Source organism: Arthrobacter ipis (assembly GCF_014694315.1).
Taxonomy (GTDB): Bacteria; Actinomycetota; Actinomycetes; order Actinomycetales; family Micrococcaceae; genus Arthrobacter; species Arthrobacter ipis.
On the sequence record NZ_JAAOXD010000001.1, the window covers coordinates 103,451 to 128,208 of the forward strand.

Consider the following 24,758-nt stretch of genomic DNA (forward strand, 5'->3'; position numbering starts at 1 on the left):
ACAGCGAAAGCGGCGACGGCCGCACGCATGAACGCCCCAGCGGTCTCCTTAGATTCGTCAGGCAGGATCTCGGAGTACACGTGCCTGGGATGGTCATCGACGGCTTGGTGGATGGGGGAGTAGCCCCTGACCAGGCTCGATCAGCGCGGCGGCCCAACCCTCAGCCAGGATGCATCGAGCAAGACGCAGACGTCCGGCATGAGCGAGAAAAGCATTAGGGTGAGACACGAGGACCTCCTGGACTGTGTGTTTGCTCTCGACAAGCTCCACACAACACCCGGAGGTCCTCTTATTGCGTCAATTCAGTCCCCGTGTCACCAACCTGCCGGGGCAGTACACCTAGGCGCCGGACAACCGGCGCCACGGCATCCCGGCGCGGCGCCTTAGACGGGCGTCTTAAGCAGCAACTGCCGAACGATATCGCGCACAACGTCCTCGTCTTCCTGCGAGCTCAGAGCACTGGCAGCGGCGTCAGCATTGTTCTTGAAGCGCTCCACATCACTGGCAGAGAGTGACCGGATCGCTTCGGCGAGGCTCTCGGGGGAGTAGTCGCCCGTGACGACGCCAAGGTCATACCGTTCGATGAGCGCAGACGTCTCCGGCGATGGGCTGAACACCAGGCCAAGCCGTGCCTGGACGAAGTCAAAAAACTTATTGGGCAGCATCAGCCGGTGGTTGGTTGTGCGCGGCGGCAGGCTGAAGATCCCCAGATCGTACTGGTTGAGTGTCCGCGGAAGTTCGTCGGGAGCGACTGCGTCGTGGAACCGGATTCGACTGGAACCGGCGGACAGTTTCTTCAGCTCCCCCCAATACTTTCCGCCATCCCTGGCTTTAACCAGGTAGAGGTCGAGGGTATATTTCTCGTCGAGCTGCAGAACAGCGGTGATCATGCCTTCGAGGTTGCGGCCGGGAATCGCCGCCCCGCTGTGGACCAGCCGGATCCGGCCGGCGACCGGTTCGCTGGGCCGGAGGTCACGGAAGCCACCCGCATTCCTGACAACACGGACGCTCAACCCGAAACGGTCTTCATAGAGCCTGGCAATGGAGCCGTTCACTGCGCTGACAGCGTGCGTGCGCGGCAAATATTCACGGCACACGTCGGTCATGAACGGCTTGACGAGGAGGCGCCACGAAAGGACGTGGGCACGTTCCTCCGGGGCCCATTCATGCATATCGCCCCATACAGGGACCGGACCATTCATTTGCCCGGCAAGGTGGTGCGCCAGCGGCAACGCCCGGGCCTCATTGGCGACAATCAGGTCATAATCCTCGCCCGCTGCAAGCTTTTCGGCCGCTTTGACTGCCGGTGCGGACAGGGCCACGGCTTTGAACCTGCGCAGCGCCAGGGCTAGCACACCCGTGATGGTCTGGGGCAGCGACGGCAACGCGCTATCGACCGGAAGATGGCGGGTAGCATGCGCGGGCTTTTCACCGTAGCTCAGTGTCGTGACCTCGCCGAACTCAGCCAGGACTGCCAGTTGGCGGAGAACTCGGGAATCGGCGTTGATGTCGGAAAAAGAGATGCACAGTATCTTGGGTTTCAAGTGGGTCGCCTTCATGTCTGATTTCCTCGTTTGGCTATGGCCCTATTCATTCGCGGGCATAAGAGAGCACGGCCGGTGCCGCCGTCGGGGTAGCGGACAGCACTACGACCCGGCGAGATCTATGTAGTGGCTCTCCAGTTCATCGCAGCTGACGGCCAGGCTTCGGGACGTGACGACAAAATCCCGGGCCCGGGCCCGGCATTTCCGGTATTCCTCCCCGGACATCGTCAGGATTTGGCCTATTGCGGAGGATAGTTGGCCAATGTTTCCTTCGCTTACCAGGAGACCCGTTTCTCCGTTCCGAAGCATTTCGCCGATGCCGCCGCTGTCAGTTGCGACCACAGGGGTGCCGCAGGCTTGAGCTTCCAGAGATACCAGGCCGGCTGCTTCACGCCAGCCTTTGTGTTCCTTGCTGGGCACCACGACAACACTTGCAGCTTGCATCCTCGCTCGAACCGCGCTTCTCCCCGCGGCGCCGACAATTTCTGCATCAGCGTGGTCCACAATTATTTTCTCCAGGTCACCTCTGAGCGGTCCATCACCGATGAATACCAAACGGTGAGGCACGGTCTTCAGCAGTTCCTTAGAAGCAAGGGCGAGGTCCAGAACCCCTTTCCGCTCAGCCAAGCTGCCAACGAAAAGGACAGTGGGAAGCTGGTCGGGGTGTCCCTCATCTTCAAGCGGCACAAAGTAATCGGTATCTATGCCCTGATAATGAACTTCCAGCTTATTGGCTGGGTAGCCGGAGGAGATGGCCGTGTCAGCGAGGAACCTGCTGACCGCCAGTAGACGTGTGCTGGTCCGGTTGCATGCAGAGATGTTGCTGTGGTGCCACCGCTCCATCAACGAGCTTGTACTCCTGCCGTAGACGAATACGTCCGCGCCGTGCAGCGTTGTAAGCATGGGAATTCGTGCAAAGCGAGAAGCCGTTACGGCAGGGAGGGACCAAACCGCAGTGTGCTGATGAATGACGTCGGGACGGAACCTGAGAATTCCCGCCGTCATCCACGGCATGAAAGCTGGCATGACCAATTCACGGCGACGGAAACCAATCGAGGGGAACGGCGCATATTGACGCACGGGAGTAGAAATTGTCGGATCCTGTATGTCGGCCGCCAGTACGAAACACTCGAAATGGTGTTTAGCTCCTAGAGCTTCAGCATGCGAGACGGCAAAATATGTCGGTGGGATCCGGAGAGTGCCTTTGGTGACAGCCACCCTGAGGGCCGATTGAGTACGATTCATGGGTAAATTGAGCGCCCTTTTTTAGTTCATCGGCCTAGCCCTGACACCGAATTGAAATTCGCTCCGACGATCAAAATTCGGGTGCAGGGTCAGCGTCATGCGGGGAAAGCGTGGGCTGAGACAGCAGCTCTCGCCTTAGGTACCGAGTATTGATCTTAGCAAAGGCTCCTCACGCCGAAGGACGTCGGAGGAACACTTCTCGGTGCGCCGTGAGTCGCGTCGCTGGACGGCGGTACTGTCGGGCCTCGTTCAGCGGCACGCGGTCACTTCGTACAGACGTGCATCGCCTTCCGAGTCGAGCAGACGCAAGCCCTCTGTTCCAGCCAGCGAAGATAAAGCGGCGTAATGCCTGCCCTGGTGGACTTCCTTAGGGCCGAAATCCAGGACGTAGTAGCTGTTCTCCGTGGCGATCATCTGGCAGACCTCGCGGTCCTTCGCGACGGCCTTAAGCCGGCTCAGGATAATCCGTTCTGCTGGGCTCGGGGAGGAACTGATGGCAGGAAGCATCGCCGTCCTGCCGCTGAATGCATAAACGAGCGAAGCTCCTGTCCACGGATTGCCGACCACAACTGAGCCGGCGGGAACATGGCGATCAAGGCGCCTGAGCAGTGCCTCTTCGTCAGAGGAGAGCAGGGGTGAAGCGTCCGTGGAACTGTACGACTGGGCGGCCTTTGCCTGTTCGGTGGTGATTGACCGCCCTTGCGTCAGCGCTGCGGCCGCAAGGACCAGCACCGCTGATACGGCGAAGCTGATGGCACGTAGGGCCGGCCTCCTGGCGGGGGTCAGTTGCCGCTGGGCCCCTCGCAGGGAGGTCTCGATCAGCCAGCTTCCGCCAATGGCCGAGATGACCAGGGCGGTTATGGGCAGGAGGGCCGCCAAGCGGTAGGCATCGTTGTACCAGACGCCAGTCCAGAAACTGCGCGTCGGACCTGCAGGGTAACCGGCCACGACGGCGTAAAAGCCCAGGGAGATCAGGAAACATCCAAGAATCCAGAGCTTCCGCTCGGCGCACAGGATGACAATGCCCACGATGGTCAGTGCGAAGATGAGCCAAGGCACATCGGGGCTTTGCGGCGCGCTGGTGAGGGCTTCGCCGATTGCCCGGGGGAGAGTGGTCACCGGCGGCCAGAACGAGGCAGCCTCGCTTGGGCGCACGTTGGTCCAGAGGATCCAGGCAACGGCGCCGTAGGCGAGAACGGCCGCGAAGGCGATCAATGTTTTGCGGATCCCGTGCTCTTGGCCCCGAAAATTAATGCTGCGTTTGGCGAACCAGACCAGCAAAGGCGCCACAGCGAAGGCAATTAGAGTCATCGTCGTGCTGGGATGGGCCAGGGTCAAGCCAACTGATCCAACGCCGAGCAGGCCGACATACAAGATGGGGGAGGCCCGTCTGTCGCGTCCAATTCCCAGGAGTTCGACAACAGCGCCGAGACAAAAGGGGAGCAACGCTATGGCGAGCAGGGTCGGGTAGAGCACCCCGAAATCGACCATCAGATACGGGAATGAGCTAAAGCCTGCGGCCAAGGCTCCCGTCACCATCATGGGGACAGGTCGGCGGCCTGTCAGCGTCGAGACCAGGAATATCGCGGACAGGGGCCAGACCACAGCCGCGATGATCATGTTGGCCACGTTTACGGCCAAGGGAATGGAGGATCCGCTGGCATCCACCACCAGCGCCACAACGTCGTGCCACGCCGCGGGATAAAAGCTGAGCCGGTTGGAACTTGGGTCCAGTGACGCCAAGGTCAGCGACGAGGCCCGGCCGCTGTCCGCAATCACGCGCAGTGCGTTTAGGTGAAAAACGTTGTCATACGTCTGTGAGATATTTTCCGGCCCGCCGAAGATCCTGGTGAATCTGACGGAGATGATTGCCGCGGGGATACCGACGGCCAGCAGGTACGCCGCGGAGCGGAGGACTGCCGGCAGCCGCCCAATCTCCGGCCGTGGCCAGCTCCCGGAGGTGCGCCGCAACCACAGGACCCTCACCGCGGCAGCTGCGGCAGTGAATACGAGAGTTATCAGGACCATGGAGGCAACAGACCAGCGGATGTTCAGCATCTGGAGCAGGATGGCGCCCACCGAGGCAACAGATACCGTCATAGGCGCCGATGCACTCCACAGTGTCAGACCGCGTGCACCCATCGTCCTGGCCAACAGCGCTCCGGGAAGGAAGAGCACCAGCAGGCCGACAATAATCGTGGGGATGGTCTGCATCCAGCTCATCGGGCGAGTCTCCTAGTTTCCGTCAAAGAGTTCAGGATACAAGCCAGTGACCGGGAAACTGTCATCGGGGTGGGCATAGTGAAGGCAGCCGAAAGTCTGTTTCGGCGTGCGCATCCTGACTGTGTTCTAGTTCGCTCCTGAGGAGGCAGCAACCAGTGGCGCCGTGCCGACAGTGCCCGCCGTCGAAGCCACACCCCATTTGCTGCCTGCAAGGATGGGGTAGTAGCGCAGCTGCCCCGAGGTCTGGAGGGCCAGGACGCCCTTGCTTCCCGTGCCTGCGAAGCCGGCCGTGGCCGAGAACTGCCGGAAGGATTGCCAGCCGGTGCCAACCGTCTTTCTAATTTCTGACACAAACCTGCTTGTGCCGGTGGACCGGTAGAGCCGCATCGTGCCCGGCCCGTCCACCACCAACAGATCCTGTTTACCGTCGGAGTCGAAGTCAACCATGGCGAGCTTGAGTCCTGCCCACCCGCTGCCGATTCGCGCCGGCGTGCTGAGTCCCCTGCCGGAGGCGTTTGCCCAGTAATTCAACACCCCGTCGGCGCCATAGCCCACGAGCCCGGGATATTTGGCGCCCGCGACCCATTTGCCGGTCAGTAGCCTGGTCTGGGCGAAACCCGAGGCGACTACGGTAATGGGGGCAGCGAAGCCACCTGCGGCGGAGCCCGCATACAATGTGAGCGCGCCGCTGGACCTCTGGGCGAGAACGTCGGCGACGCCGTCGCTGTTCCAGTCAACGACGTTCAGGGACTTCATACCGGACCAGCCCACGCCGATCTGGTACGGGGATCCAATTGCGGAGGTGTTGGTTTCCGGGTGGTTCCACAACCCTCCCGCGGCATCGACAGTGAGAACATCTGCTGTGCTGGGGATGGCGCGTCCGCGCGTAATCAGAGAACTGCCGGAGATCAGGACACCTGACCAGCCGGTCCCTTCCACGGATTTGGCGCCCACCACGCCGCCGGTCAGTGGGTAGTAGTACACGGTGCCCGCGCTGTTACGTGCCAGCAAGCCGTGGGATGTTGCGGACGTGAAACCGGAGGCAGTGCCTATGCTGTTCATCGTGCCCCAGCCGGTTCCGATGACCTTGCGGGTCTCGGCGACAAAGGTTCCTGTCCCGCCGGAGCGGTAGAGCCGCATCCGTCCCAGGTAGTCGACAGCAAGGATGTCTTGGTTGCCGTCGCCGTCAGCGTCGTTCATGGAGACGTCCATTCGGACGAAACCTGAACCAAGGGCGGCTGCGGGCCCGAGAGCACCCCCGGAGGGATTCCCATAAGCCTGCAGAGATCCGTTGGGCCAGCGGACAATGACACTGGGGTACTTGGAAGACTTGACCCATCGGCCGATGGTGACATCGGCCCCTGACAAGCCGGAAATGAGCGTAGTCCGGGCCGCAAAACCTCCTGCGGCAAGTCCGGTTTGAATGCCGAGCACTCCGGCCGTGCTCACTGTCGCCACATCCTGGATCCCATCGGCGTTCCAGTCGGTTACGTGGACGGAAGCAAGACCGGTGAACCCCGAACCGATCTTGGTGGCGGCGCCCAAAGATCCCGAACTGGCTGCCCGGCGGAAGAGGCCACCGGCGGCATCAACGGTGACCACGTCCGAAGCCGAGGGGATGGACGGAGATGCCGGGGGCGGCGGCGCCGGTGTCACCGGAACCAGGTTGACATTCTCGCCGCCGGCAATGAGGTACGGGTTCCAGCCCGCGCCGAGCGCAGTGGAAACACCCCAGGTTCCGTTGCCGGGCACGGGGTAGTAGTAGAGCTGGCCACTGGTGTTGCGGGCAAGAAGGCCGTTTGTGCCGGCACCCTTGAAATTCGTGGTTACGGTGACGCTGGTCATTTTGTGCCAGCCGCTGCCGATGGTTTTGCGTACTTCCGTCAGGAAGGAGCCGGCGCCGTTGGACCTGTACAGCCGAAGCGCCCCGGTGGGGTCCTGGGCCAGAATGTCCTGGCTGCCGTCGCCGTCGAAGTCAATCATTGTCAGGTTCAACCCGCTCCAGCCCTGGCCGAGAGTTGTCCCGGCGCTCACTGAGGAGCCTGAAGTGTTGCGCCACAGGCGCAGCATGCCAGCATCATCGCGAGTGATGACATGGGGATAATAGCTGCTGTTGAGCCAGTAGCCGATGGTCAGCTGATAGTTGCTCCAGCCGGATTCCGCCAAGACGGGGCCCGCGGAAAAGCCGCCCGACGCCACTCCGACGTAGACGTTGACGCGGCCCGATTTCCACTGGGCCACGATGTCGAGCACACCGTCGGCATTCCAGTCGATGACGTTGATCGACCGGAGGTTGGTCCATCCCTGCCCGATCTGTTTGCGGGCGCGGAAGGTCGCGCTGCCGGTCGCCGGGTAGTCCCAAAGAATGCCTGAGGCGTCCGCCGCGACCACGTCGCCCAAGGATGTTATGGAGGGCGTGGGTACGGCGCCGTCAGCCTGGGACGCAAACCGCCGCAGGCTGTCCAGCGTTCCATTCCAGGCATTGGAGTCTCCAGCGAAGGGGCCCGTTGCACTGTACTGCCACACGCTGTAGGTTCCCCAGCCGTTGGGCATGGCCCCCACGTAGCGCGAATATGTGGCCAGATGCAGGGGCTGCCGGCTGAACGCACCAGAGTTTCCCGTGCACGTTGTCCACCAGTCGGTGGTTGTGTAGATCATCGGCAGCCGGCCGGTCCGGGCCAGCACGCGGTTGGAAAATGCCGCAATCCAGTTGACCATTGAGGCCTGGCTCATGTTGTAGCAGGTGTTGCCCAAGGATGCGTACGGGTTGTACTCGATGTCCAGCAGCGGCGGCATCGTATTGCCGTCTCCGCTCCAGCCGCCCCCGTTGTTGACGAAGAAATCGGCCTGTGCCGCTGCGGTGGAAACACCCGGCAGCGCGAAATGGTAAGCGCCACGGATCATTCCGGCGCTACCTGCGCCGCCATACTGGGAGCTGAAAAGCGGGTTTGTGTAGGTTGTTCCCTCGGTGGCCTTCACGTAGGCGAACCTGGCACCGAGACTATACTGCGCCGCCCAGTTGACGCTTGACTGGTGGCTGCTGACGTCCAGGCCCTGGACACCTGGAGCCATCCATGTGTTGGCCGCTTCTGTAGTTGCCGTTGCCGACAACGGCGACGACTTCCTGACGAGGGTGGATTCACGGCGCTTGAGGCCCTGGCCCATATAGGAGCCGTCTTCTCCGATTTCGGCCCGAAGGGCTTCCATGTCCACCGGCGCCGATGTAGACGTCGCTGCGGGGTCCGGCGTTTCGGAAGAGGACTGGACTGACGGCTGTACCGGGGCGCCCTGCGCAGGTAGCCCGCCGCCGAGGGAAAGCGTGGCCGACAAAAGAGCGGTTGTGCCCAACAGGCCGAGGCGTCTCGCGCCCACCACAATGGGCTTTGCGATTCTGCTATTCGAGGAAGGATTCATCTCATACTCCGTAGCCTTGAACTGCTGGCAGACAGTGGCTTGATGGCAGAGTCGTTCACCGTTTTGGCCCCCTAGTACGCCCGCGCGGGTGAGCGGTTCAGTGTAGCACTGGAGGTGCTGGTGTGACCAACGTGACACCTGAGCAGTACCGGGACCTGCGTGGCACCACATTTCTGCCCCACCGCCGCAGGGAACTAGACTGAGTGGCTGGTCCCGTGCCCCCTGATCGGGAACCCTCAACCGACCATGCGAAGGAACGATGAGCATTGCTTGCACAACCGTCCCTTGAACACCCCCGTCAGATGCGCTCAGGCGCCATTGATTTTCTGCGCGTACTGGGAATCGCGGCCGTGGTTGCCGGCCATATCGGAGCCTGGTCCGGCCCTGTCGTCCGTGAGACTGTCTACACATGGCACGTGCCGCTGTTTTTCTTCCTCTCCGGCTACCTGTGGTCCGAAGGCCGCACCGTGATTCAAGAAATGAATAAGCGGGCCAGGACACTTCTTCTTCCCTATCTCGTTTGGCTGGTTCTGGTTGGTGCGTGGTGGCTGTCACAGCTGGGTGTCATCCATGGCCAAGACATCCGCAAGCTCATCCTGGGCGGCTCGCATGTGCGGGGGCCGCTCGCCGCGTTCTGGTTTGTTACGGCGCTCTTCGTTGCTGTAGTGGCCGTCCGAGCGCTGCAGCGCTTCCCCGCGTGGGCGCAGTGGACGCTCTCCATGGGTGCGTTGGTTGTGACAATGCGCTTCCCCGACCTTGTCGCGCGGATCCCTCTAGCCGCGGGAGCGGGCCTCGCTTGTGTTGTGTTCGTCCTGGCGGGGCGGGAATTCAAGCGGCACCGGGCGAGGATTCGCCGGCCACTCGCCACCGGGCTGTCAATCCTGGGCGGATGCGCCGCCGTCATACTGTTGGGCTGGTCCACCTACCTGGATCTGAAATATGCCCAATTGGGCACGCCCGTTATGACGGTCCTCGTTGCCATCGGGGTATGCGCCGCCCTGGTACTCATCGCCGAGCATCTCGTGCCTTTGCTGGGTCCGCGTGCAAACGCAGCACTAAGCACACTCGCCAGTTGCGGGTTCATGGTTGTACTGACGCACGCGGTGGTTCTCGCTGAACTGACGAGGCTCGGCGTTGCCCCCTGGCTGGTCTTCGCTGCTTCACTGGCCGGTCCCTGGCTTGCCGCCCTGCTTATCCTCAGGACCGGGCTTGCTCCCGTTCTTCTGGGCGTACCCGTTCTCGCGGCAGCCGCGCCCCTGCGCGTGGGTGTGGGCTCCAGCCGTTCCTGATGTGTCTGCCTTCAACGCGTCAATTACCCACTCGCGGTTGGTCGCCATAAACTGGTGGCCATGAAGGTTTTGGTCACCGGCGGCGCCGGCTACATCGGATCACACACGGCTCTGTGCCTGCTCGAGGACGGACATGAGGTTGTCGTGCTCGACAACCTCATGAACTCGAACATTGAGGCAGTTCGCCGCGTCGAGGAGCTCACCGGCAAGAAGGTGGAGTTCCGCGAGGCCGACCTCCTTGACGCTGAGGCTGTTGACCAGGTCTTTGCGGAGGGCGGGTTCGACGCCGTCATCCACTTCGCCGGCCTGAAGGCCGTTGGCGAGTCCGTGGCGAAGCCGCTCTGGTACTACAAGAACAACGTCGGGGGTACGCTCAACCTGCTCGAGAGCATGGATAAGGCGGGCGTCCGGCGGCTGGTCTTCAGCTCGTCGGCCACCGTTTACGGCGCCTCGGAGCACGTTCCCCTGATTGAGAAGTCGCCGCTGGACGCGACGAATCCTTACGGCAGGACTAAAGAGCAGATCGAGGACATTCTGTCCGACCTGAGCGACGCCGACCCGCGGTGGAGCATCGCACTTCTGCGCTACTTCAACCCCGTGGGTGCGCACGAGTCGGGGCGCATCGGTGAAGACCCCCACGGCATCCCCAATAACCTTTTGCCCTTCGTTGCCCAGGTTGCGGTGGGACGGCGCGAGAAAGTCATGGTGTTCGGCAATGATTACCCCACGCCAGACGGGACAGGGGTCCGGGACTACATCCACGTCATGGACCTCGCAGCCGGCCACTTGGCAGCGCTGAACTACCTGCAGACCAAGACCGGCTCGTTCCGCTGGAACCTCGGGACCGGCCGGGGTTCGTCCGTTCTGGAGGTCATCGACGCGTTCGGTGCTGCTGCAGGACATCCGGTCCCTTATGAATTCGCGCCCCGGCGGCCGGGGGACGCGGCCGTCAGCTACGCAGATGCCTCCGCCGCATTGGCGGATCTGGGCTGGTCCGCGCACCGTGACTTGGCGCAGATGTGCGCCGACCACTGGCGCTGGCAGAGCGCCAACCCGTACGGCTACGCCGGCGCAGAAGCGACTGAACCGGCAGCAGCCGCTACGTCCTAAGCTCCACGCCATCGCTGGTCAGTTATCCACATGCCTGATTTTGTGGCTTGGCTCACGGGATAGCATCCTTTAGCTTTAACCCAGATGTACTGCCTCCGCTGGGGGCGGCAGTCGTTCGGGGGAATTCATGGATGCAGTACGCATTGTCGAGGATGAAGTCCGGGAGCTGATTCGTCGGCGGGGCCTCGATCCGTTGCACCAAACGGCCGAGGTCAGGCGGCTCGTGGAAGCGGCCGTGACCGACTATGACGAGCGCGCACTCATGGGTCCGCTTCCACCGCTTGGGCCGCTGGAGTCAGCACGCCGGTTTGTCTTTGATGCGGTGGCCGGGTTTGGTGCCCTCCAACCGTTCCTGGATGATCCGGGCATCGAGGAAATTTGGATCAACGCGCCCACTGAAATCTACGTTGCACGGAACGGCGAATCCGAACTCACATCACTGAGCCTGACGGACCAGCAGGTCCGGGACCTCGTTGAGCGGATGCTGAAGAGCTCAGGCCGGCGGCTGGACATCTCATCGCCCTTCGTGGACGCAGCATTGCCCGACGGATCCCGCCTGCACGTGGTCATCCCGGACGTCACCAGACGCCACTGGGCCGTCAACATCCGTAAGTTCGTTGTGAAGGCGACCAGGCTGGATCATCTCGTGGAACTGGGCACACTGACCCCTCAGTCCGGGCGCTTCCTTGGCGCCGCTGTCGCGAGCGGACTCAACATCCTGGTCTCAGGCGCGACGCAGGCGGGGAAGACCACGCTGCTGAACTGCCTCGCAGCCAGCATCGGCAGCCGCGAGCGCGTCATTACGGTCGAGGAGATCTTCGAACTGCAGTTTCCGCTGCGCGATGTGGTCGGGCTGCAATGCCGGCAGCCGAACCTCGAAGGCGAAGGGGAGATACCGCTCCGCAGGCTGGTCAAGGAAGCCCTCCGCATGCGGCCTGACCGCCTGGTGGTGGGCGAAGTCCGGGAAGCGGAGAGCCTCGACATGCTGATCGCCCTCAACAGCGGCCTTCCGGGGATGTGCACCGTCCATGCCAATTCAGCACACGACGCCGTGACCAAGATGTGCACCTTGCCGCTGCTCGCCGGGGACAACATTTCCAGCGCGTTTGTGGTTCCCACTGTGGCCTCGTGCATCGATCTGGTGGTTCACTGCAGCCGCCTTGCAAACGGGCGGAGGCAGGTGACAGAAATCCTCTCCCTGGGCAGGCGGGTCGAGAACGGAATTATCGAGTCCTCGATGATTTTCTCGACGATCGGCGGCCTGCTGGAACCGACGGCCAACACCATGCCGGCGGAGGAGAAATTCGCCAGAGCCGGTTATGAGGTCGCGGCACTCTTGGACCCGCGCTGATGGCTGCGCTGCTGGGGCTTCTGGTAGGAGCCGGGCTGTTCCTCATCTGGTGGTCGGCTTGGGACGAGCCCGCGCGTCCCAAGCGAGAGCCGCGGACAAGCCCTCTCCATGAGCTGCTGTTGTCTGCCGGCATTGAAAGGGTCACCGGCGCCGGTCTGATGGGCAGCTGCCTGGGACTTGGCGCCTTCGCGACGCTGGCCCTCTTCGCCGTGAGCAGGTCCCTGCCCGTCTCCGTTTGCTTCGGCCTGTTCGGCGCCTGGTTTCCGGTGGCGGTGGTGAAATGGCGGGTCAAGAGACGAAGCTCCGTCTTGCGGAGGGTGTGGCCCGACGTCGTGGACCATCTGCGGTCGGCCATCCGGGCCGGGTTATCCCTGCCCGAAGCACTGATACAGCTTGGCGAAAAGGGGCCGGAAGAGCTCCGGCACGTGTTTCGCGACTTCGGCTCGGACTACCGCTCGGGCGGCCAGTTCGACGCATCGCTGAACAGGCTCAAGGAACGGCTGGCGGACCCAGTAGCTGACCGCATCATCGAGGCACTTCGGCTAACCCGGGAGGTGGGCGGCTCGGATCTCGGCAAGCTGCTCGGGACCCTCGCCGAGTTCCTGCGCGAAAGTGCACGGACCCGGAGCGAGCTTGAAGCGCGGCAGTCGTGGACAGTCAACGCTGCCCGGCTGGCCGTCGCGGCCCCGTGGATCGTCATGCTGCTGCTGGTCAGCCGTCCTGAGGCTGTGGCTGCATACAACACCCCCATCGGGGCGGCCGTGCTGTTGGGAGGCCTGGTTGTCTCGCTGGTGTGCTATTCGGTCATGCTGAAGATAGGGGCCCTCCCAGAGGAAGAGAGGGTGCTGCGATGACCACCGTTCCAGCGGCCGCGATCGTCTGCGGTGCATTCCTGGGTGCCGGTCTGTGGCTCCTCCTTGTCAGGCTCCCGTTCATGCGGTCCGTCAGTTTCGTGGAACGGATCGAACCGCAGCTCAGATGCCAAAACCTCGAATCAAGGCTCCTGCGGGCGGAGGAACGCGTTCTCACTCCTTTTGGTCCCCTCGAACGCATAGTCCGCCCGCTGATCAGGGAAGCCACGGCCAAACTGGCCAGATTCAACCTTGGCTCCGCCGCCCTCAGTCGCAGGCTTGCGCAAGCACGCATCGACAAGTCGCCCTTGGACTTCCGGGCCCAGCAGCTCTTCTGGGGGCTTTGCACATTTATTGCAGCTGTCAGCGTGATAGTGCTGGCAGCACTCTCCGGGAGATTCAGCCCCGTCCTGGCCGTGGCCGTCTCCGTCGGTAGCGCAATCGGCGGCTTCCTCTTTAGGGACTACTGGCTCGGGGTGCAGATCAAACGGCGGGAGGAGCGGATGCTGGCAGAATTCCCCAGCCTGGCGGAAATGATTGCGCTCGCGGTGGGTGCCGGGGAGAGCGCCACCGGCGCTCTCGACCGCGTGTGCAGGACCGCCCGGGGTGAGCTCTCCAAGGAATTCAGCAGGGTCTTGGCCGAAACCCGCGCGGGCAAGCCCCTGGTGGATGCTCTCCAGGAGTTTTCTGCGCGCACCGATCTGGGGCCGCTCATCCGCTTTGTTGACGGCATCATCGTGGCAGTGGAACGCGGGACGCCACTGGCCGAAGTCCTCAGGGCCCAGGCCCAGGACGTCCGCGACACAGCCAAGCGTGAGCTGATGGAGTCCGCCGGCAAGAAGGAGATCGCGATGATGGTGCCGCTTGTCTTTGGCGTGCTGCCCCTGACAGTGGTGTTTGCCGTGTTCCCCGGAATAGCGGCACTCAGCCTCAATTTTTGACGCGGCTGCTCCGGCAGCCGCCGGAAGTGGCCACATTCAACAAACAAACAACTCCGAGAAAAGGGAAGCACATGACATTCATGGCCAGGCACGGACTTGCACTTGTCGCCGCATTAGCGGCGCTGATCGGCCACTCCTTGACTGCGGCCCCGCGCCCCCGGAAGACCTTCTCGGACCATCCTGAACGCGGGGATGTGCCCGGCTGGGTCATGATCACCCTGATGTCCGCGGTCCTTGTTGCCGCGCTGCTGGCCGTGGCCGGCCCGGCCTTGGAAGCCATGTTCAACCAGGCGATGGACACGGTCGGAAAATAGCCCGTGAACGAAACCGGTGCGGCCACTTCCGGACGTGAGCGCGGTGCTGCCGTTGTCGACTTTGTGCTCGTGGGCGCCCTGCTGACGGTGTTTTTTGTCTCCATTATTCAGCTCGCCCTCATCATGCACGTCCGGAACACACTCATCGACGCGGCGGCGTCCGGCGCCCGGCACGGGACCTTGGCCGACCGCAGCGCGGACGACGCCCGGCACCGTACCGGCGAGCTCATCGGAACGGCGCTCAATGCCGACTTTGCCCGTGACATCGAAACACGTGAAGTCGTCTTCCAAGGGCTCCGGACACTGGAGGTGACCGTTAGGGCCCCACTGCCGGTCATCGGTCTAATCGGTCCGCGCGGAGGGCTGGAGGTCACCGGCCATGCCGCGATCACCGGCTGACCGTAGGCGGCGCCACTTCACCAAGCGATTTGCAGACAGATTCCGGGAGGCGCTGTGCCTCGGCCCTGGTGGTACTCCCGGCCCCTGCGGCAGCTTCGGCGCCCACGGCACACGTGACGCAAGGAACGCAGGGGGCGACGTCGGGCAACGGGGGAGTGCGGTCGTGGAGTTCACGTTCCTCGGACTGCTCCTCATGGTTCCCGTGGTGTACTTCATCATCACTGTTGGCCAGCTTCAGGGCGGCTCGTTCGCCGTGGTGGGCGCAGCGGACCAGGCAGCCAAGGTCTTCGTGGCGCAGCCCGATGCACCGTCGGGCCGGGCAGCCGCTGAGCAGGCCACCATGGTGGCCCTTGCTGACTACGGCCATCCCGTCGGGAACGCCAGCGTCGAGATCCACTGCGACTCCGGCGGCGACTGCACCGCCGCGGGCTCGGCGGTCACCGTCACTGTTCGGCTCACCGTGCCGCTGCCTTTCGCCCCCTTTGGGGAGGCAATGCCCCTCAACGCCGGCCAGCTCAGCGCTTCGGCCACGCAGGTTGTGGGCAGGTTCCGTTGACGCCTCTTGCCGCCAGCCGCATCTCCGCCGGACCAGCACGAACCAGCCGCGATGAGGACGGGCAAATGACAGTCCTCATCATCGGGTTCGTCATGCTGGCCCTGCTGGTCAGCACCGTGGTCATGGCGGCGTCCAGCCTTTACATCGAGCACAAGAAGCTCCTGTCGCTGGCCGACGGCGCCTCTGTGGCCGCCGCCGACTCCTACACACTTGGCCAGGTGGAAACGGCCGGCGGCACTCCGTCGGCACTGCTGAACGGTGACAGAGTCCGGAACGTCGCCGCCGATTATCTCAGCCGCAGCGGCGCCTTCGCGCGCGTCGATGGACTGGCCGTCGCAGCCGGAACAGGGACGCCGGACGGTTCCACCTCCGTGGTGGTTCTCAGCGCCACCGTGCACCCGCCGGTGGTCAATTTCCTCATCCCGGACGGCATCACCATTGCCGCCACGTCTACCGCACGCTCGCGGCTGACGCGGTAGCCGGGCCGCCGGTCCTACCGCTCAGGGCGGATAGCGTACGCTTAAACAACCATGGCTCAAATTGATTTTGCTGCAGAAATCCGCGCGCTGCGCGGCACCTATACCTCCATCGAAAACGTCACCGATGTCGAGGCGCTCAAGGAAGAGATCGCAGAACTGAGCGAGCGGGCCGGCGAGCCGAACCTGTGGGATGACCCCGCGGCCGCCCAGGTTATTACCTCGCGGCTGTCGCACCGCCAATCCGAGCTGGAGCGGCTGAACACGCTGGTTTCCCGCATCGACGACCTTGAGGTGCTGGTGGAACTCGGCCAGGACGAGGACGACGCCGACTCCATGGGGGAGGCTGAGGCGGAGCTTGAGTCCATCCGCAAGTCGCTGAAGGACCTCGAGGTCGTCACCCTGCTCTCCGGCGAGTACGACGAGCGGGAGGCCGTGGTGACTATCCGCTCCGGGGCCGGCGGCGTCGATGCCGCGGACTTCGCCGAGATGCTGCTGCGCATGTACCTCCGGTGGGCAGAGCGCCATGGCTACCCCACCACCGTTATGGACACCTCCTACGCGGAGGAGGCGGGCCTCAAGTCCGCCACCTTCGAGGTCAACGCGCCGTACGCGTTCGGCACGCTGAGCGTCGAGGCGGGAACACACCGGCTGGTCAGGATCAGCCCGTTCGACAACCAGGGGCGCCGGCAGACCTCCTTCGCTGCCGTGGAAGTCATTCCCCTCATTGAACAGACAGACTCCATTGACATCCCGGACAACGAAATCCGCGTGGACGTCTTCCGCTCGTCCGGCCCCGGCGGTCAGTCGGTTAACACCACCGACTCCGCCGTCCGCCTGACCCACATCCCCACCGGGACCGTGGTATCCATGCAGAACGAGAAGTCGCAGCTGCAGAACCGCGCCGCCGCGATGCGGGTACTCCAGTCGAGGCTCCTGCTGCTCAAAAAGGAGCAGGAGGACGCGGAGAAGAAGGCGTTCGCCGGCGACGTCAAGGCATCCTGGGGCGACCAGATGCGTTCATACGTCCTGAACCCGTACCAGATGGTCAAGGACCTCCGGACCGAGCACGAAGTGGGAAACACCAGCGCCGTGCTGGACGGCGCCATTGACGACTTCATCGAAGCCGGGATCCGCTGGCGCACTGACAACCGCAACGCCGAACGATAGACGCACCCGCCCGGCCGAGGAACCCAATCCCGCGACACGCCCCTCTGACTCCCGCCTGAGCACGGTGGCCCGTGCGTATAGTCGAGAGGCCGGAGCTCTTCTTCCCCCTAGAGAAAGCCCCCGCACCGGTTGCAGACCATGCCCATAAAGCCGTGTCCTGCAGGGTTTTAGGGTCATGATCCGTTTCGAAAATGTCACCAAGGTCTACGACCAGAAAGCCAGGCCCGCCCTGGATTCTGTCAGCCTTGAAATTGACCGTGGTGAATTCGCCTTCCTCGTCGGCGCGTCGGGATCCGGCAAGTCCACGTTCCTGCGCCTGGTCCTCAAGGAAGACCGCGCCACCTCCGGCACCGTCCACGTCGCCGGCCAGAACGTCGCCAACATCTCCAGCTGGCGCGTGCCCCGCCTGCGCCGCGGAATCGGCGTGGTGTTCCAGGACTTCCGCCTGCTGCCGCAGAAGAACGTCTTCGCCAATGTCGCCTTCGCCATGCAGGTCATCGGCAAGAGCCGCAGCGTCATCCGCGACACTGTCCCCGAGGTGCTCAAGACCGTAGGCCTGGAGGGCAAAGAGAAACGCATGCCGCACGAGCTCTCCGGCGGTGAGCAGCAACGCGTGGCCATTGCCCGCGCCGTAGTCAACCGCCCCGGCATCCTGCTGGCCGACGAGCCCACCGGCAACCTCGATCCCACCACGTCCATGGGCATCATGGGCGTCCTGGACAAGATCAACCAGAACGGCACCACCGTGGTCATGGCCACCCACGACGACGACATCGTGAACGAGATGCGCAAACGCGTCGTGGAGCTCAAGAACGGCAAAGTCATCCGCGACGAAGCCCGGGCCCTCTACACGTCGATGATGCCTGTGGTCGGCCAGTCCCGAAGGCTCAAGGATGCCAGCGGACGCGACGAGACCGCGGACTCCGGCGGCCAGGCAGCGCGCGAACAGGCAGCGCGCGAGCAGGCAGGGGAGGGCCGGCTGTGAGGCTCCAGTTCATCCTCGGCGAGATCGGCGGCGGCCTGCGCCGCAACCTGTCGATGGTCGTCTCCGTCATCCTGGTGACCTTCGTGTCCCTGACTTTCGTGGGCGCCGCCGGTATGCTCCAGCTCCAGATCAACCAGATGAAGGGCTACTGGTACGACAAGGTCCAGGTGGCCATCTTCCTGTGCGGGGAAGGGTCGACGGCGGCTGGTTGCGCCTCGGGACCGGTGACGGCCGAACAGCAGGACAACTTGCGGACCCTGCTGGAATCGCCAGCAGTGGCCCAGTACGTGAACGATTTCCAGTTCGAATCCAAGGACGACGCCTACAAGCACTTCAAAGAGCAGTTCTCGAACTCTCCGATCGTGGATTCGGTCACGCCGGACCAGCTTCCCGCCTCGTTCCGGATCAACATGAAGGACCCGGAGAAGTACCAGATCATCAGCGAGACGTTCTCCTCGCAGCCGGGCGTCGAAACGGTCATCGACCAGCGGCAGGTCCTGGAGCGGCTCTTCTCCGTTATGAACGGGGCGTCCCTGGTGGCAGTCATTATCGCCGGTGTAATGACGGTGTGCGCCATCCTGCTCATCGCCACCACAATCCGGCTTTCGGCGTTCAGCCGGCGGCGGGAGACCGGCATCATGCGGCTCGTGGGAGCGTCAAAGACAGTGATCCAGCTGCCCTTCATCCTGGAGGGCGTGATTGCCGCGGTGATCGGAGCAGCCCTGGCCTCCGGAACGCTGTGGGCCGTGGCGCACTTCTTCCTGGGCGAATACCTGTCCAAGCAGTATCCGGATACTGCGTTCATCTCCCCGGCACAGACCCTGCTCCTGGCCCCTGCGCTTGTCGGGCTGGGTGTTGTTCTGGCGGGTACTTCATCTCTGCTCACGCTGCGCCGATACTTGAGGGTGTAGGCCATGCTCATCGAAGGAATGCCCATGACCAGTTCCGGCAGGCCCGTGCGAAGAAGCCCGGGCGGGCGCCACCGCAGGGTTCTAAGTGCCGCCGTGGCACTGGTGCTGGCCGCGAGCCTGGGGGCGTCGGCTCCTGCCGCCTTCGCAGACGACCTTGAAGACCAGCAGGCCGCCCTGAAAGCCGAAGCTGCCCGGGTCCAGCAGTCGCTCGAATTCGTCGACGCAAAAATTTCCAAAGCTGTGGGCGACCTGGTGATCTACCGGGGCCAGCTTCCTGCCGCGCAGCAGGCGCTTCTCGAGGCCCAGGGCCGGGTGGCGAGTGCCGTCAAGGAAGTGGAGGCCCTCGCTGCCAGAGTGGATCTGGCCCAGCAGAATAAGGCCAAAATCACCCAGCAGCTGGATGCAGACAAGCAGAAGATCGCCAGCACGAAGAAGCTGATCGGCCAGATCGCGACGCAGGCGTACAAGTCCGGCGGCGTGCCGTCAGATCTCACCCTGTTCTTCGGTGCCAACAACACGGGCAGTCTCACTGACACGATGGACATGGCCGACCAGGCATTGCGTAGCCAGAACTCCGCGATGGACAAGCTCACGCAGCAGAACGCCACCAACGTAAACTCGCAGGCACGCCTGCAGGCAGTCGAAGCCGAGATCAAGGACCTCAAGGCCAAGGCCGATGCGGCGCTGGCCAAAGAGAAGGCCGCCCGCGACGAGGCCGCCGCCAAGAAGGCCAAGGTGGACAAGCTCATCGCCGACACCACCCGCCTGAACAAGGAGCTGGAGGCGGCAAAGCCCGGCATCCAGAAGAAGCTGGACACCGTCAAGACACGTCAGCAGGCCGTCGCGGCCGAAATTGTTGAACGCGACCGTAAGCTGCGCGAGGCTTGGCTGGCCGAACAGCGCCGCATAGCTGAGGCCGCTGCCGCAGCAGCCCGGGCACGGGCCGAAGCGGATGCGCGGGCTCGGGGTGATGCCGAAGCTGCGGCCCGCGCGCGGATCGTGCAGCCGTACGTGCCTCCCGTGACCGGGCCGCCGTCGGCCTTTGGCCTCCGCCACCCGTTCCCTGGCAGCGTACCCATCACCTCCGGTTTTGGATGGCGGGCGACGCCGCCAGGAACCATCGATTTCTACGGTGCCGGCGGCTACATGCACACGGGCATTGACTTCGGTGCCGCTTGCGGGACGCCCGTGTACGCGGCGGCGGCCGGCGAAGTTTTCTCGGCTGGCTGGGCGGACGACGGCGGCGGGAACAACGTCAAAATCTCGCACGGTGTGGTCCAGGGCAACTCGCTGACCACGATCTATTACCACAACACCAGTGTGGTGGTCTCGCCCGGACAACAGGTCAGCCAAGGCCAGCTCATCGCATACTCCGGCACGACGGGAAACTCCACCGGCTGCCACTCGCACTTCGAGACTTGGCTGAACGGCGAGGCTGTTGACCCGATGCGCCTGCTCTGATCAGGGGCAGGGGCAGCCTTACGGCGCGGGCCCGCCGGTGCACCTGCCGTAGAATAGTAAGACTTTGTTCCGGTGCCGCCGGGACAGCCAGTACCGAGAACTGAGGAGTTGAACCGTGCCCAAAGAAAGTGGCCGAAAAGTCGTGGCCACCAACCGGAAGGCCCGGCACGACTACCACGTTATGGACACCTATGAGGCCGGCATCGCTCTCATGGGGACGGAGGTGAAGTCCCTCCGCGAAGGCCACGCTTCCATGGTTGACGGGTTCTGCACGTTCTATAATGACGAGCTCTGGATGGAGGGCATCCACATCCCTGAGTACAACCAGGGAAGCTGGACCAACCATGCAGCGCGCCGGCGGCGGAAACTCCTGCTGCACCGCGAGGAACTTATCAAAATCTCGCACAAGATCCGCGAATCCGGCTTCACCATTGTGCCGCTGCAGCTGTACTTCGTGGACGGCCGCGCCAAGGTGGAAATCGGCATCGCCCGGGGTAAGAAGGATTACGACAAGCGCCAGACTTTGCGCGAGCAGCAGGACAAGCGCGAGGCCCTTCGCGTCATGCGGGAACGCAATCGGCGCTAGGACGGAAAAATCGACGCGCGGTACATCGGCTGGAATCAATACTCGTTCCGATGCGTTATGCTAGGTAGTCCGGCAGGGATCTGGTCCAGAACCTGAGCTCCGCCGGTTTGGTAACAAAATACGGGGATGATCGGTTTCGACGATGTTAGTCGCGACAGGTGAAGCGGGCCGAGGATGCAGAATTATCTCGTAAACGCTGTCTGCAAACCAATAAGTGCCGAATCTAAGCGCACTGACTTCGCTCTTGCTGCCTAAGCAGTAAGACAGTCCGTCAGCCCGAGGTTGCTATCGCCCCGGATCCTGGCGTCATTTAGATAGCCACTGCTGTTTGCTCCCGTCATCGGAGTAAACGGGACTTTTAGATGACTGGGCCCGGATCAGCCGCCTGTTTGCAGGACGGCTGGGGCCGAGAATATCCGACGCAAACTGCGCCCGGAGAAGCCCTGACAACACGACATCGGACGGGGGTTCAATTCCCCCCATCTCCACCTTAGATGACCCCAGACATCCTTTACGGATGTGTCGGGTCATCAAAAACACCCCGGTCTACGGACCGGGGTGTTTTTGTTTGCCCGTTTCTCTGGGCTGGTAGTTCCGGGTGGTGTCTACGGTCTTGCCTCCGGTGTAGGCAAAGTCACCACGTCTCGCCTTGGAAGCAGGCACCCAAGGCACGGAATCCGTACAGAGTCCCCTGGAGCGCCAGGAACTTGGTCATCTGGTCCGCTGTGGTTTCCTTGATTGCCGAGAACGCCTCAAGCACGCTGGGAGACAGCGCGGCACCTTGGCAATCCGCGAAAGCCACCTGCGAAAGCCCGTTCCCAAAGTCCCGGAGGGTGCCGCCGGTTGGCTGATCCCACCACGGGTTGCTGAGGAACTGGAGAGTTGCGGATTTTCCGAATTCTGGCTCCAGGACCAAAACCGATTGAAGCGTGTATCCCTGATGCGGTGCGTCTTGTGGCTTGCCAAGCTGGGAGGGAAGATCACTGTAGCCCCAGTAGCCGGTGGTTGGGTTGAAGAGATAGCGGTCCGCGGCGGTTATCTGCGCCACGACGTCATCGAGCAGGGGGATGCTCCAGCCGGTTACTTCACGTACCTGCTTGAGCCAGGCTCCCGCGCCGAGATTGACGTTGGGCACGCAGGGCAGGTCCTTTCCCGAGTTCGAGTAGGCAACACAGATTCCGCCCGGCACATTTACCCGCGGGGTATTGAGCAGGCTGTCGACGGCCAAACGCAAATCCTCGTCGGTCACCAGCTTGTTCTGCCAGGCACCGAGCAATGCTGGCCCGGCGTGCCCGGCTGTGGACACTGTATATGTGGTGGACTCCGGGTTGGTAGTTCCGTCGCCGAACGCGTCCCAGGCATTTTCGATGCCCCACCCTCCGTCTGGCTTGCGGACATCGAGGAGGTGCTGCACAAGCTCTGCAACAGTAGGACTATCCCACCCCTCATGTCGCGCGTGGATGATGATGTCGAAGCCAGTCGATGCGGCATCGTGCGATCCGGCAGTCATACCCTTGGCTAGTTCCCAGAGCGTTTCCGACTCCTGACCCCACAGCGTTGAGGCTGTCGCTGCCTCAAGCAGGGGTGCATCCGTAATTTTGACCGTCACAGACATGCCAGGGATGCGGTTTTTACCCGCCCAGAGGTCAGGAGCCACTGTGAGCCGTCGCGCTGGTTGTGGAGTTACCCTGCAAGAAGCTGACGCCGTGCGGTCCGGGCTGAGCCGCACCAGCAGTTCGGCGGGGCATCCAACTGCCCCGGCTACGCCGGGGGCGATGCGCAGTACCGCGCCTGGTGACCACAACGGGCCTCCCACCGTAAATCGCAGAGTGGTCGCTTCACCGCGACGGACCACAGTTGGGACAACCGCTGTCACGCCAAGGGCTGCGACACGGGACGAGGTGGTGTGGGTTCCTACAGCGCGGCCGCCGTAGTAACGTGTCGCCACCGCGGTGACGGGGTACCCGCCGGCGCCCCTTGGCAGAAAGGTGCAGGTGGTCCTCGCGACGCCGGTGGCAACCCACTTTGTGGTGCCGCAGCTCATGGGGGAGGGGCCGCTGGGCACGATACGCACAGACTGGCCGGCCGGAACGTTTTTCAGTGTGGCTGTGATGGTCCCTGTGGTGTTGACCTTCAGGGAGGATGCGATGGTGAGTACAGGCGGCGCGGGCTTGGCCGTAACCCGAAGCGAGGTCGTCTGGGTACCAACGACCCGCCCGCTGTAGAAGCGGGTGGCTTTGGCGCTGACGGTGTACCCGCCGGCGAGGCGTGGCACAACGGTGCAGGAGGTGACCGCGACTCCGGGTGAGGCCCACCTGGTATTGGCGCAGGTCGTCCCCGCCGGGCCGGTGACGGCGATTGTCGCAGAATGGCCGCTAGGAATATGTCTCAGCGTGGCAGTGATGGTCCCCCGGCTGCCCACCTGCAGTGCCGAAACGCTAATCGACAGAGTAGGAGACGCAGCTTGCGCCTGGTAGGGGACGCCAATGATTACGAGCGCGCTGGCGATCAGGATGCCCATAAATGTCCTTGGGCGTAGTCCGACTAACATCTCTTGCTTCCCCCCGTACTGCGTCCTGTTGACGGCGCCGGCGCCTGGCAACGTGTGACGCGTTACAGCTCTTCCATTTGCTCCGCGTAGCCACGGATGTGACCTGGAGCACAGAAGGTAACAGGTCGAGGTTGGGGTGCCTCCCCCCAAAATGGGGGGGGCGGCCGCTTTCACCTCCGCTTGCCCAAGGCTTGCCCTCCCCGTTCACCCAAGGCGTAGCCGCTGCTGGACTAGGCAGCGGGGGCTGATTGTTGTGTTGGATAGCACCGGGTATTCACGGGTGCTAATTGCAAAGGAGGCCCTCAATGTCCACGGCGGCTGCAAATGAACCGGGTCCCGTCGAAGACGGCCCGGCCCTCGACTCTTACTCGGAGACGGTCATCAGGGTGGCCAGGACCGTCACGCCCCATGTGGCCGCCATTGAGATGACGGGGAACCGCCGCAACGGACGGTTCCGGGTCGGCGCCGGATCCGCGGTCCTGTTCACCGAGGACGGCTACCTGCTGACCAACGCCCACGTGGTGGCAGGCACCCAGAAGGGCCGTGCCGTGTTCGCCGACGGCTCCAGTACAGACCTTGAAGTCGTTGGCGCGGATCCGTTGTCTGATCTGGCAGTGATCCGGGGCCGGGCCCCGCATGTCGCTCCTGCCGAGTTCGGGGACGCAGAGTCACTGCAGGTGGGGCAGTTGGTGATTGCCGTCGGAAACCCGCTGGGGCTCTCGGGCTCGGTGACGGCAGGTGTGGTCAGCGGACTGGGACGCGCCATACCGGTCTGGGCCGGACGCAACCGCAGGGTCATTGAAGATGTCATCCAGACCGATGCCGCTTTGAACGCCGGCAGTTCCGGCGGGGCACTGGCCGACTCACGAAGCCGGATCGTGGGAATCAACACTGCCGTGGCGGGTGCCGGGCTGGGACTGGCCGTACCCATCAACCGCACGTCGCGCCGGATCATCTCCGCGCTCCTGTCGGACGGAAGGGTGCGGCGCGCCTATCTAGGCGTGGTCAGCACCCCGATCCGGCTGGGGGCCAGCGAAGTGGTCCGCACCGGCCAGCGGGAGGGGCTGCGCGTCGTGGAGGTGCTCTCGGGTTCCCCGGCCGAGCAGGCAGGGCTAAAGACGGGCGATGTGCTGCTGCGCGTGGGCGCCCGCGCCGTCAGCAATGCCGAGAGCCTGCAGAAACTCCTCTTTGCCGAGGCCATCGGCGTCCCGATGAACGTATCGGTCCTCCGCGACGGACACCTAACTGACGTCATAGCCGTCCCCGGCGAGATGGCGGACTGGGGATAGGCGGACTGGGGATAGGCGGATTGGGCACGGACCAGGGGCCGGGCACGAAAAACGGGGTGGCCAGGGAATCCTGGCCACCCCGTTCTCGGTGG

The 24,758-nt window shown here is 63.3% G+C and carries 20 protein-coding genes and 1 other RNA gene; 16 read left to right on the plus strand and 5 right to left on the minus strand.

Going from position 1 to position 24,758, the window contains the following annotated elements; translation table 11 throughout:
• Nucleotides 1-383: 383 nt before the first annotated feature.
• The 4 genes from G9E11_RS00420 to G9E11_RS00435 all read right to left on the minus strand — a co-directional run bounded on the left by G9E11_RS00420 (nt 384) and on the right by G9E11_RS00435 (nt 8,426).
• A complete protein-coding gene (locus G9E11_RS00420; RefSeq protein WP_190601983.1) occupies nt 384-1,559 on the minus strand; it encodes a glycosyltransferase family protein in 1,176 nt (391 codons plus the stop codon).
• Between the two features lie 87 nt (nt 1,560-1,646).
• The gene (locus G9E11_RS00425; RefSeq protein ID WP_190601985.1) at nt 1,647-2,789 is read right to left on the minus strand and encodes a glycosyltransferase; all 1,143 of its coding nucleotides are present in this window, start codon (nt 2,787-2,789) and stop codon (nt 1,647-1,649) included.
• Between the two features lie 249 nt (nt 2,790-3,038).
• Nucleotides 3,039-5,012, minus strand: coding sequence for a DUF6541 family protein (locus G9E11_RS00430; protein ID WP_190601987.1), 1,974 nt, complete (start codon nt 5,010-5,012; stop codon nt 3,039-3,041).
• A gap of 126 nt (nt 5,013-5,138) precedes the next feature.
• Nucleotides 5,139-8,426 (minus strand): GH25 family lysozyme, encoded by a 3,288-nt coding sequence (locus tag G9E11_RS00435; RefSeq protein WP_190601989.1) that lies wholly within the window; start codon nt 8,424-8,426, stop codon nt 5,139-5,141.
• Nucleotides 8,427-8,692: 266 nt separating this feature from the next.
• On the opposite strand from G9E11_RS00435, the gene G9E11_RS00440 reads away from it, so the two are divergent.
• The 15 genes from G9E11_RS00440 to ssrA all read left to right on the plus strand — a co-directional run bounded on the left by G9E11_RS00440 (nt 8,693) and on the right by ssrA (nt 21,317).
• Nucleotides 8,693-9,715: an acyltransferase family protein gene (locus G9E11_RS00440; RefSeq protein WP_190601991.1), complete on the plus strand. Its 1,023-nt coding sequence runs from the start codon at nt 8,693-8,695 to the stop codon at nt 9,713-9,715.
• Nucleotides 9,716-9,775: 60 nt separating this feature from the next.
• Entirely contained in the window at nt 9,776-10,825 is a 1,050-nt protein-coding gene (galE, locus tag G9E11_RS00445) for a UDP-glucose 4-epimerase GalE (protein ID WP_190601993.1), read from the plus strand.
• A gap of 127 nt (nt 10,826-10,952) precedes the next feature.
• On the plus strand, nt 10,953-12,176 hold the full coding sequence (locus G9E11_RS00450; RefSeq protein ID WP_190601994.1) for a TadA family conjugal transfer-associated ATPase: 1,224 nt from the start codon (nt 10,953-10,955) through the stop codon (nt 12,174-12,176).
• A complete protein-coding gene (locus tag G9E11_RS00455; RefSeq protein ID WP_190601996.1) occupies nt 12,176-13,030 on the plus strand; it encodes a type II secretion system F family protein in 855 nt (284 codons plus the stop codon). The genes G9E11_RS00450 and G9E11_RS00455 overlap by 1 nt, the downstream gene beginning before the upstream one ends.
• On the plus strand, nt 13,027-13,968 hold the full coding sequence (locus G9E11_RS00460; RefSeq protein WP_190601998.1) for a type II secretion system F family protein: 942 nt from the start codon (nt 13,027-13,029) through the stop codon (nt 13,966-13,968). Before G9E11_RS00455 ends, G9E11_RS00460 begins: the two co-directional genes overlap by 4 nt.
• A gap of 71 nt (nt 13,969-14,039) precedes the next feature.
• On the plus strand, nt 14,040-14,282 hold the full coding sequence (locus G9E11_RS00465; RefSeq protein ID WP_246468627.1) for a hypothetical protein: 243 nt from the start codon (nt 14,040-14,042) through the stop codon (nt 14,280-14,282).
• A gap of 3 nt (nt 14,283-14,285) precedes the next feature.
• Nucleotides 14,286-14,681: a TadE family protein gene (locus G9E11_RS00470; RefSeq protein ID WP_190602001.1), complete on the plus strand. Its 396-nt coding sequence runs from the start codon at nt 14,286-14,288 to the stop codon at nt 14,679-14,681.
• A 163-nt stretch (nt 14,682-14,844) separates the two neighbouring features.
• Nucleotides 14,845-15,237, plus strand: a complete 393-nt coding sequence (locus tag G9E11_RS00475) for a hypothetical protein (RefSeq protein WP_311764272.1) — start codon at nt 14,845-14,847, stop codon at nt 15,235-15,237.
• Nucleotides 15,238-15,302: 65 nt separating this feature from the next.
• The gene (locus G9E11_RS00480; RefSeq protein WP_190602002.1) at nt 15,303-15,716 is read left to right on the plus strand and encodes a pilus assembly protein TadG-related protein; all 414 of its coding nucleotides are present in this window, start codon (nt 15,303-15,305) and stop codon (nt 15,714-15,716) included.
• Between the two features lie 51 nt (nt 15,717-15,767).
• A complete protein-coding gene (gene prfB / locus G9E11_RS00485; RefSeq protein WP_190602004.1) occupies nt 15,768-16,883 on the plus strand; it encodes a peptide chain release factor 2 in 1,116 nt (371 codons plus the stop codon).
• Between the two features lie 175 nt (nt 16,884-17,058).
• Nucleotides 17,059-17,868, plus strand: coding sequence for a cell division ATP-binding protein FtsE (gene ftsE / locus G9E11_RS00490; RefSeq protein WP_190602006.1), 810 nt, complete (start codon nt 17,059-17,061; stop codon nt 17,866-17,868).
• Nucleotides 17,865-18,779 carry a permease-like cell division protein FtsX gene (gene ftsX / locus G9E11_RS00495; RefSeq protein WP_190602008.1) on the plus strand — a complete coding sequence of 305 codons (915 nt, stop codon included), beginning with the start codon at nt 17,865-17,867 and terminating at the stop codon, nt 18,777-18,779. Before ftsE ends, ftsX begins: the two co-directional genes overlap by 4 nt.
• 24 nt (nt 18,780-18,803) lie before the next feature.
• Nucleotides 18,804-20,240, plus strand: a complete 1,437-nt coding sequence (locus tag G9E11_RS00500) for a peptidoglycan DD-metalloendopeptidase family protein (RefSeq protein ID WP_190602010.1) — start codon at nt 18,804-18,806, stop codon at nt 20,238-20,240.
• A gap of 115 nt (nt 20,241-20,355) precedes the next feature.
• Nucleotides 20,356-20,826 carry an SsrA-binding protein SmpB gene (gene smpB / locus G9E11_RS00505; RefSeq protein ID WP_003804881.1) on the plus strand — a complete coding sequence of 157 codons (471 nt, stop codon included), beginning with the start codon at nt 20,356-20,358 and terminating at the stop codon, nt 20,824-20,826.
• Between the two features lie 122 nt (nt 20,827-20,948).
• Nucleotides 20,949-21,317: a transfer-messenger RNA gene (ssrA, locus tag G9E11_RS00510) on the plus strand.
• A gap of 143 nt (nt 21,318-21,460) precedes the next feature.
• Here ssrA and G9E11_RS00515 read toward each other — a convergent pair.
• The gene (locus G9E11_RS00515; RefSeq protein WP_218625933.1) at nt 21,461-22,483 is read right to left on the minus strand and encodes a hypothetical protein; all 1,023 of its coding nucleotides are present in this window, start codon (nt 22,481-22,483) and stop codon (nt 21,461-21,463) included.
• A gap of 1,199 nt (nt 22,484-23,682) precedes the next feature.
• On the opposite strand from G9E11_RS00515, the gene G9E11_RS00520 reads away from it, so the two are divergent.
• Nucleotides 23,683-24,666: a S1C family serine protease gene (locus tag G9E11_RS00520; protein ID WP_190602014.1), complete on the plus strand. Its 984-nt coding sequence runs from the start codon at nt 23,683-23,685 to the stop codon at nt 24,664-24,666.
• The last annotated feature ends 92 nt before the right edge of the window (nt 24,667-24,758 follow it).

Bases quoted from the DNA above. Each gene is read 5' to 3' on its own strand.
- G9E11_RS00465 (WP_246468627.1), top strand. From the start codon at position 14,040: ATGACATTCATGGCCAGGCACGGACTTGCACTTGTCGCCGCATTAGCG.
- G9E11_RS00430 (WP_190601987.1), bottom strand. From the start codon at position 5,012: ATGAGCTGGATGCAGACCATCCCCACGATTATTGTCGGCCTGCTGGTG.
- prfB (WP_190602004.1), top strand. From the start codon at position 15,768: ATGGCTCAAATTGATTTTGCTGCAGAAATCCGCGCGCTGCGCGGCACC.
- G9E11_RS00455 (WP_190601996.1), top strand. From the start codon at position 12,176: ATGGCTGCGCTGCTGGGGCTTCTGGTAGGAGCCGGGCTGTTCCTCATC.
- G9E11_RS00480 (WP_190602002.1), top strand. From the start codon at position 15,303: ATGACAGTCCTCATCATCGGGTTCGTCATGCTGGCCCTGCTGGTCAGC.
- G9E11_RS00420 (WP_190601983.1), bottom strand. From the start codon at position 1,559: ATGAAGGCGACCCACTTGAAACCCAAGATACTGTGCATCTCTTTTTCC.
- G9E11_RS00500 (WP_190602010.1), top strand. From the start codon at position 18,804: ATGACCAGTTCCGGCAGGCCCGTGCGAAGAAGCCCGGGCGGGCGCCAC.
- galE (WP_190601993.1), top strand. From the start codon at position 9,776: ATGAAGGTTTTGGTCACCGGCGGCGCCGGCTACATCGGATCACACACG.
- G9E11_RS00450 (WP_190601994.1), top strand. From the start codon at position 10,953: ATGGATGCAGTACGCATTGTCGAGGATGAAGTCCGGGAGCTGATTCGT.
- G9E11_RS00425 (WP_190601985.1), bottom strand. From the start codon at position 2,789: ATGAATCGTACTCAATCGGCCCTCAGGGTGGCTGTCACCAAAGGCACT.
- G9E11_RS00435 (WP_190601989.1), bottom strand. From the start codon at position 8,426: ATGAATCCTTCCTCGAATAGCAGAATCGCAAAGCCCATTGTGGTGGGC.
- G9E11_RS00460 (WP_190601998.1), top strand. From the start codon at position 13,027: ATGACCACCGTTCCAGCGGCCGCGATCGTCTGCGGTGCATTCCTGGGT.
- G9E11_RS00520 (WP_190602014.1), top strand. From the start codon at position 23,683: ATGTCCACGGCGGCTGCAAATGAACCGGGTCCCGTCGAAGACGGCCCG.
- ftsE (WP_190602006.1), top strand. From the start codon at position 17,059: ATGATCCGTTTCGAAAATGTCACCAAGGTCTACGACCAGAAAGCCAGG.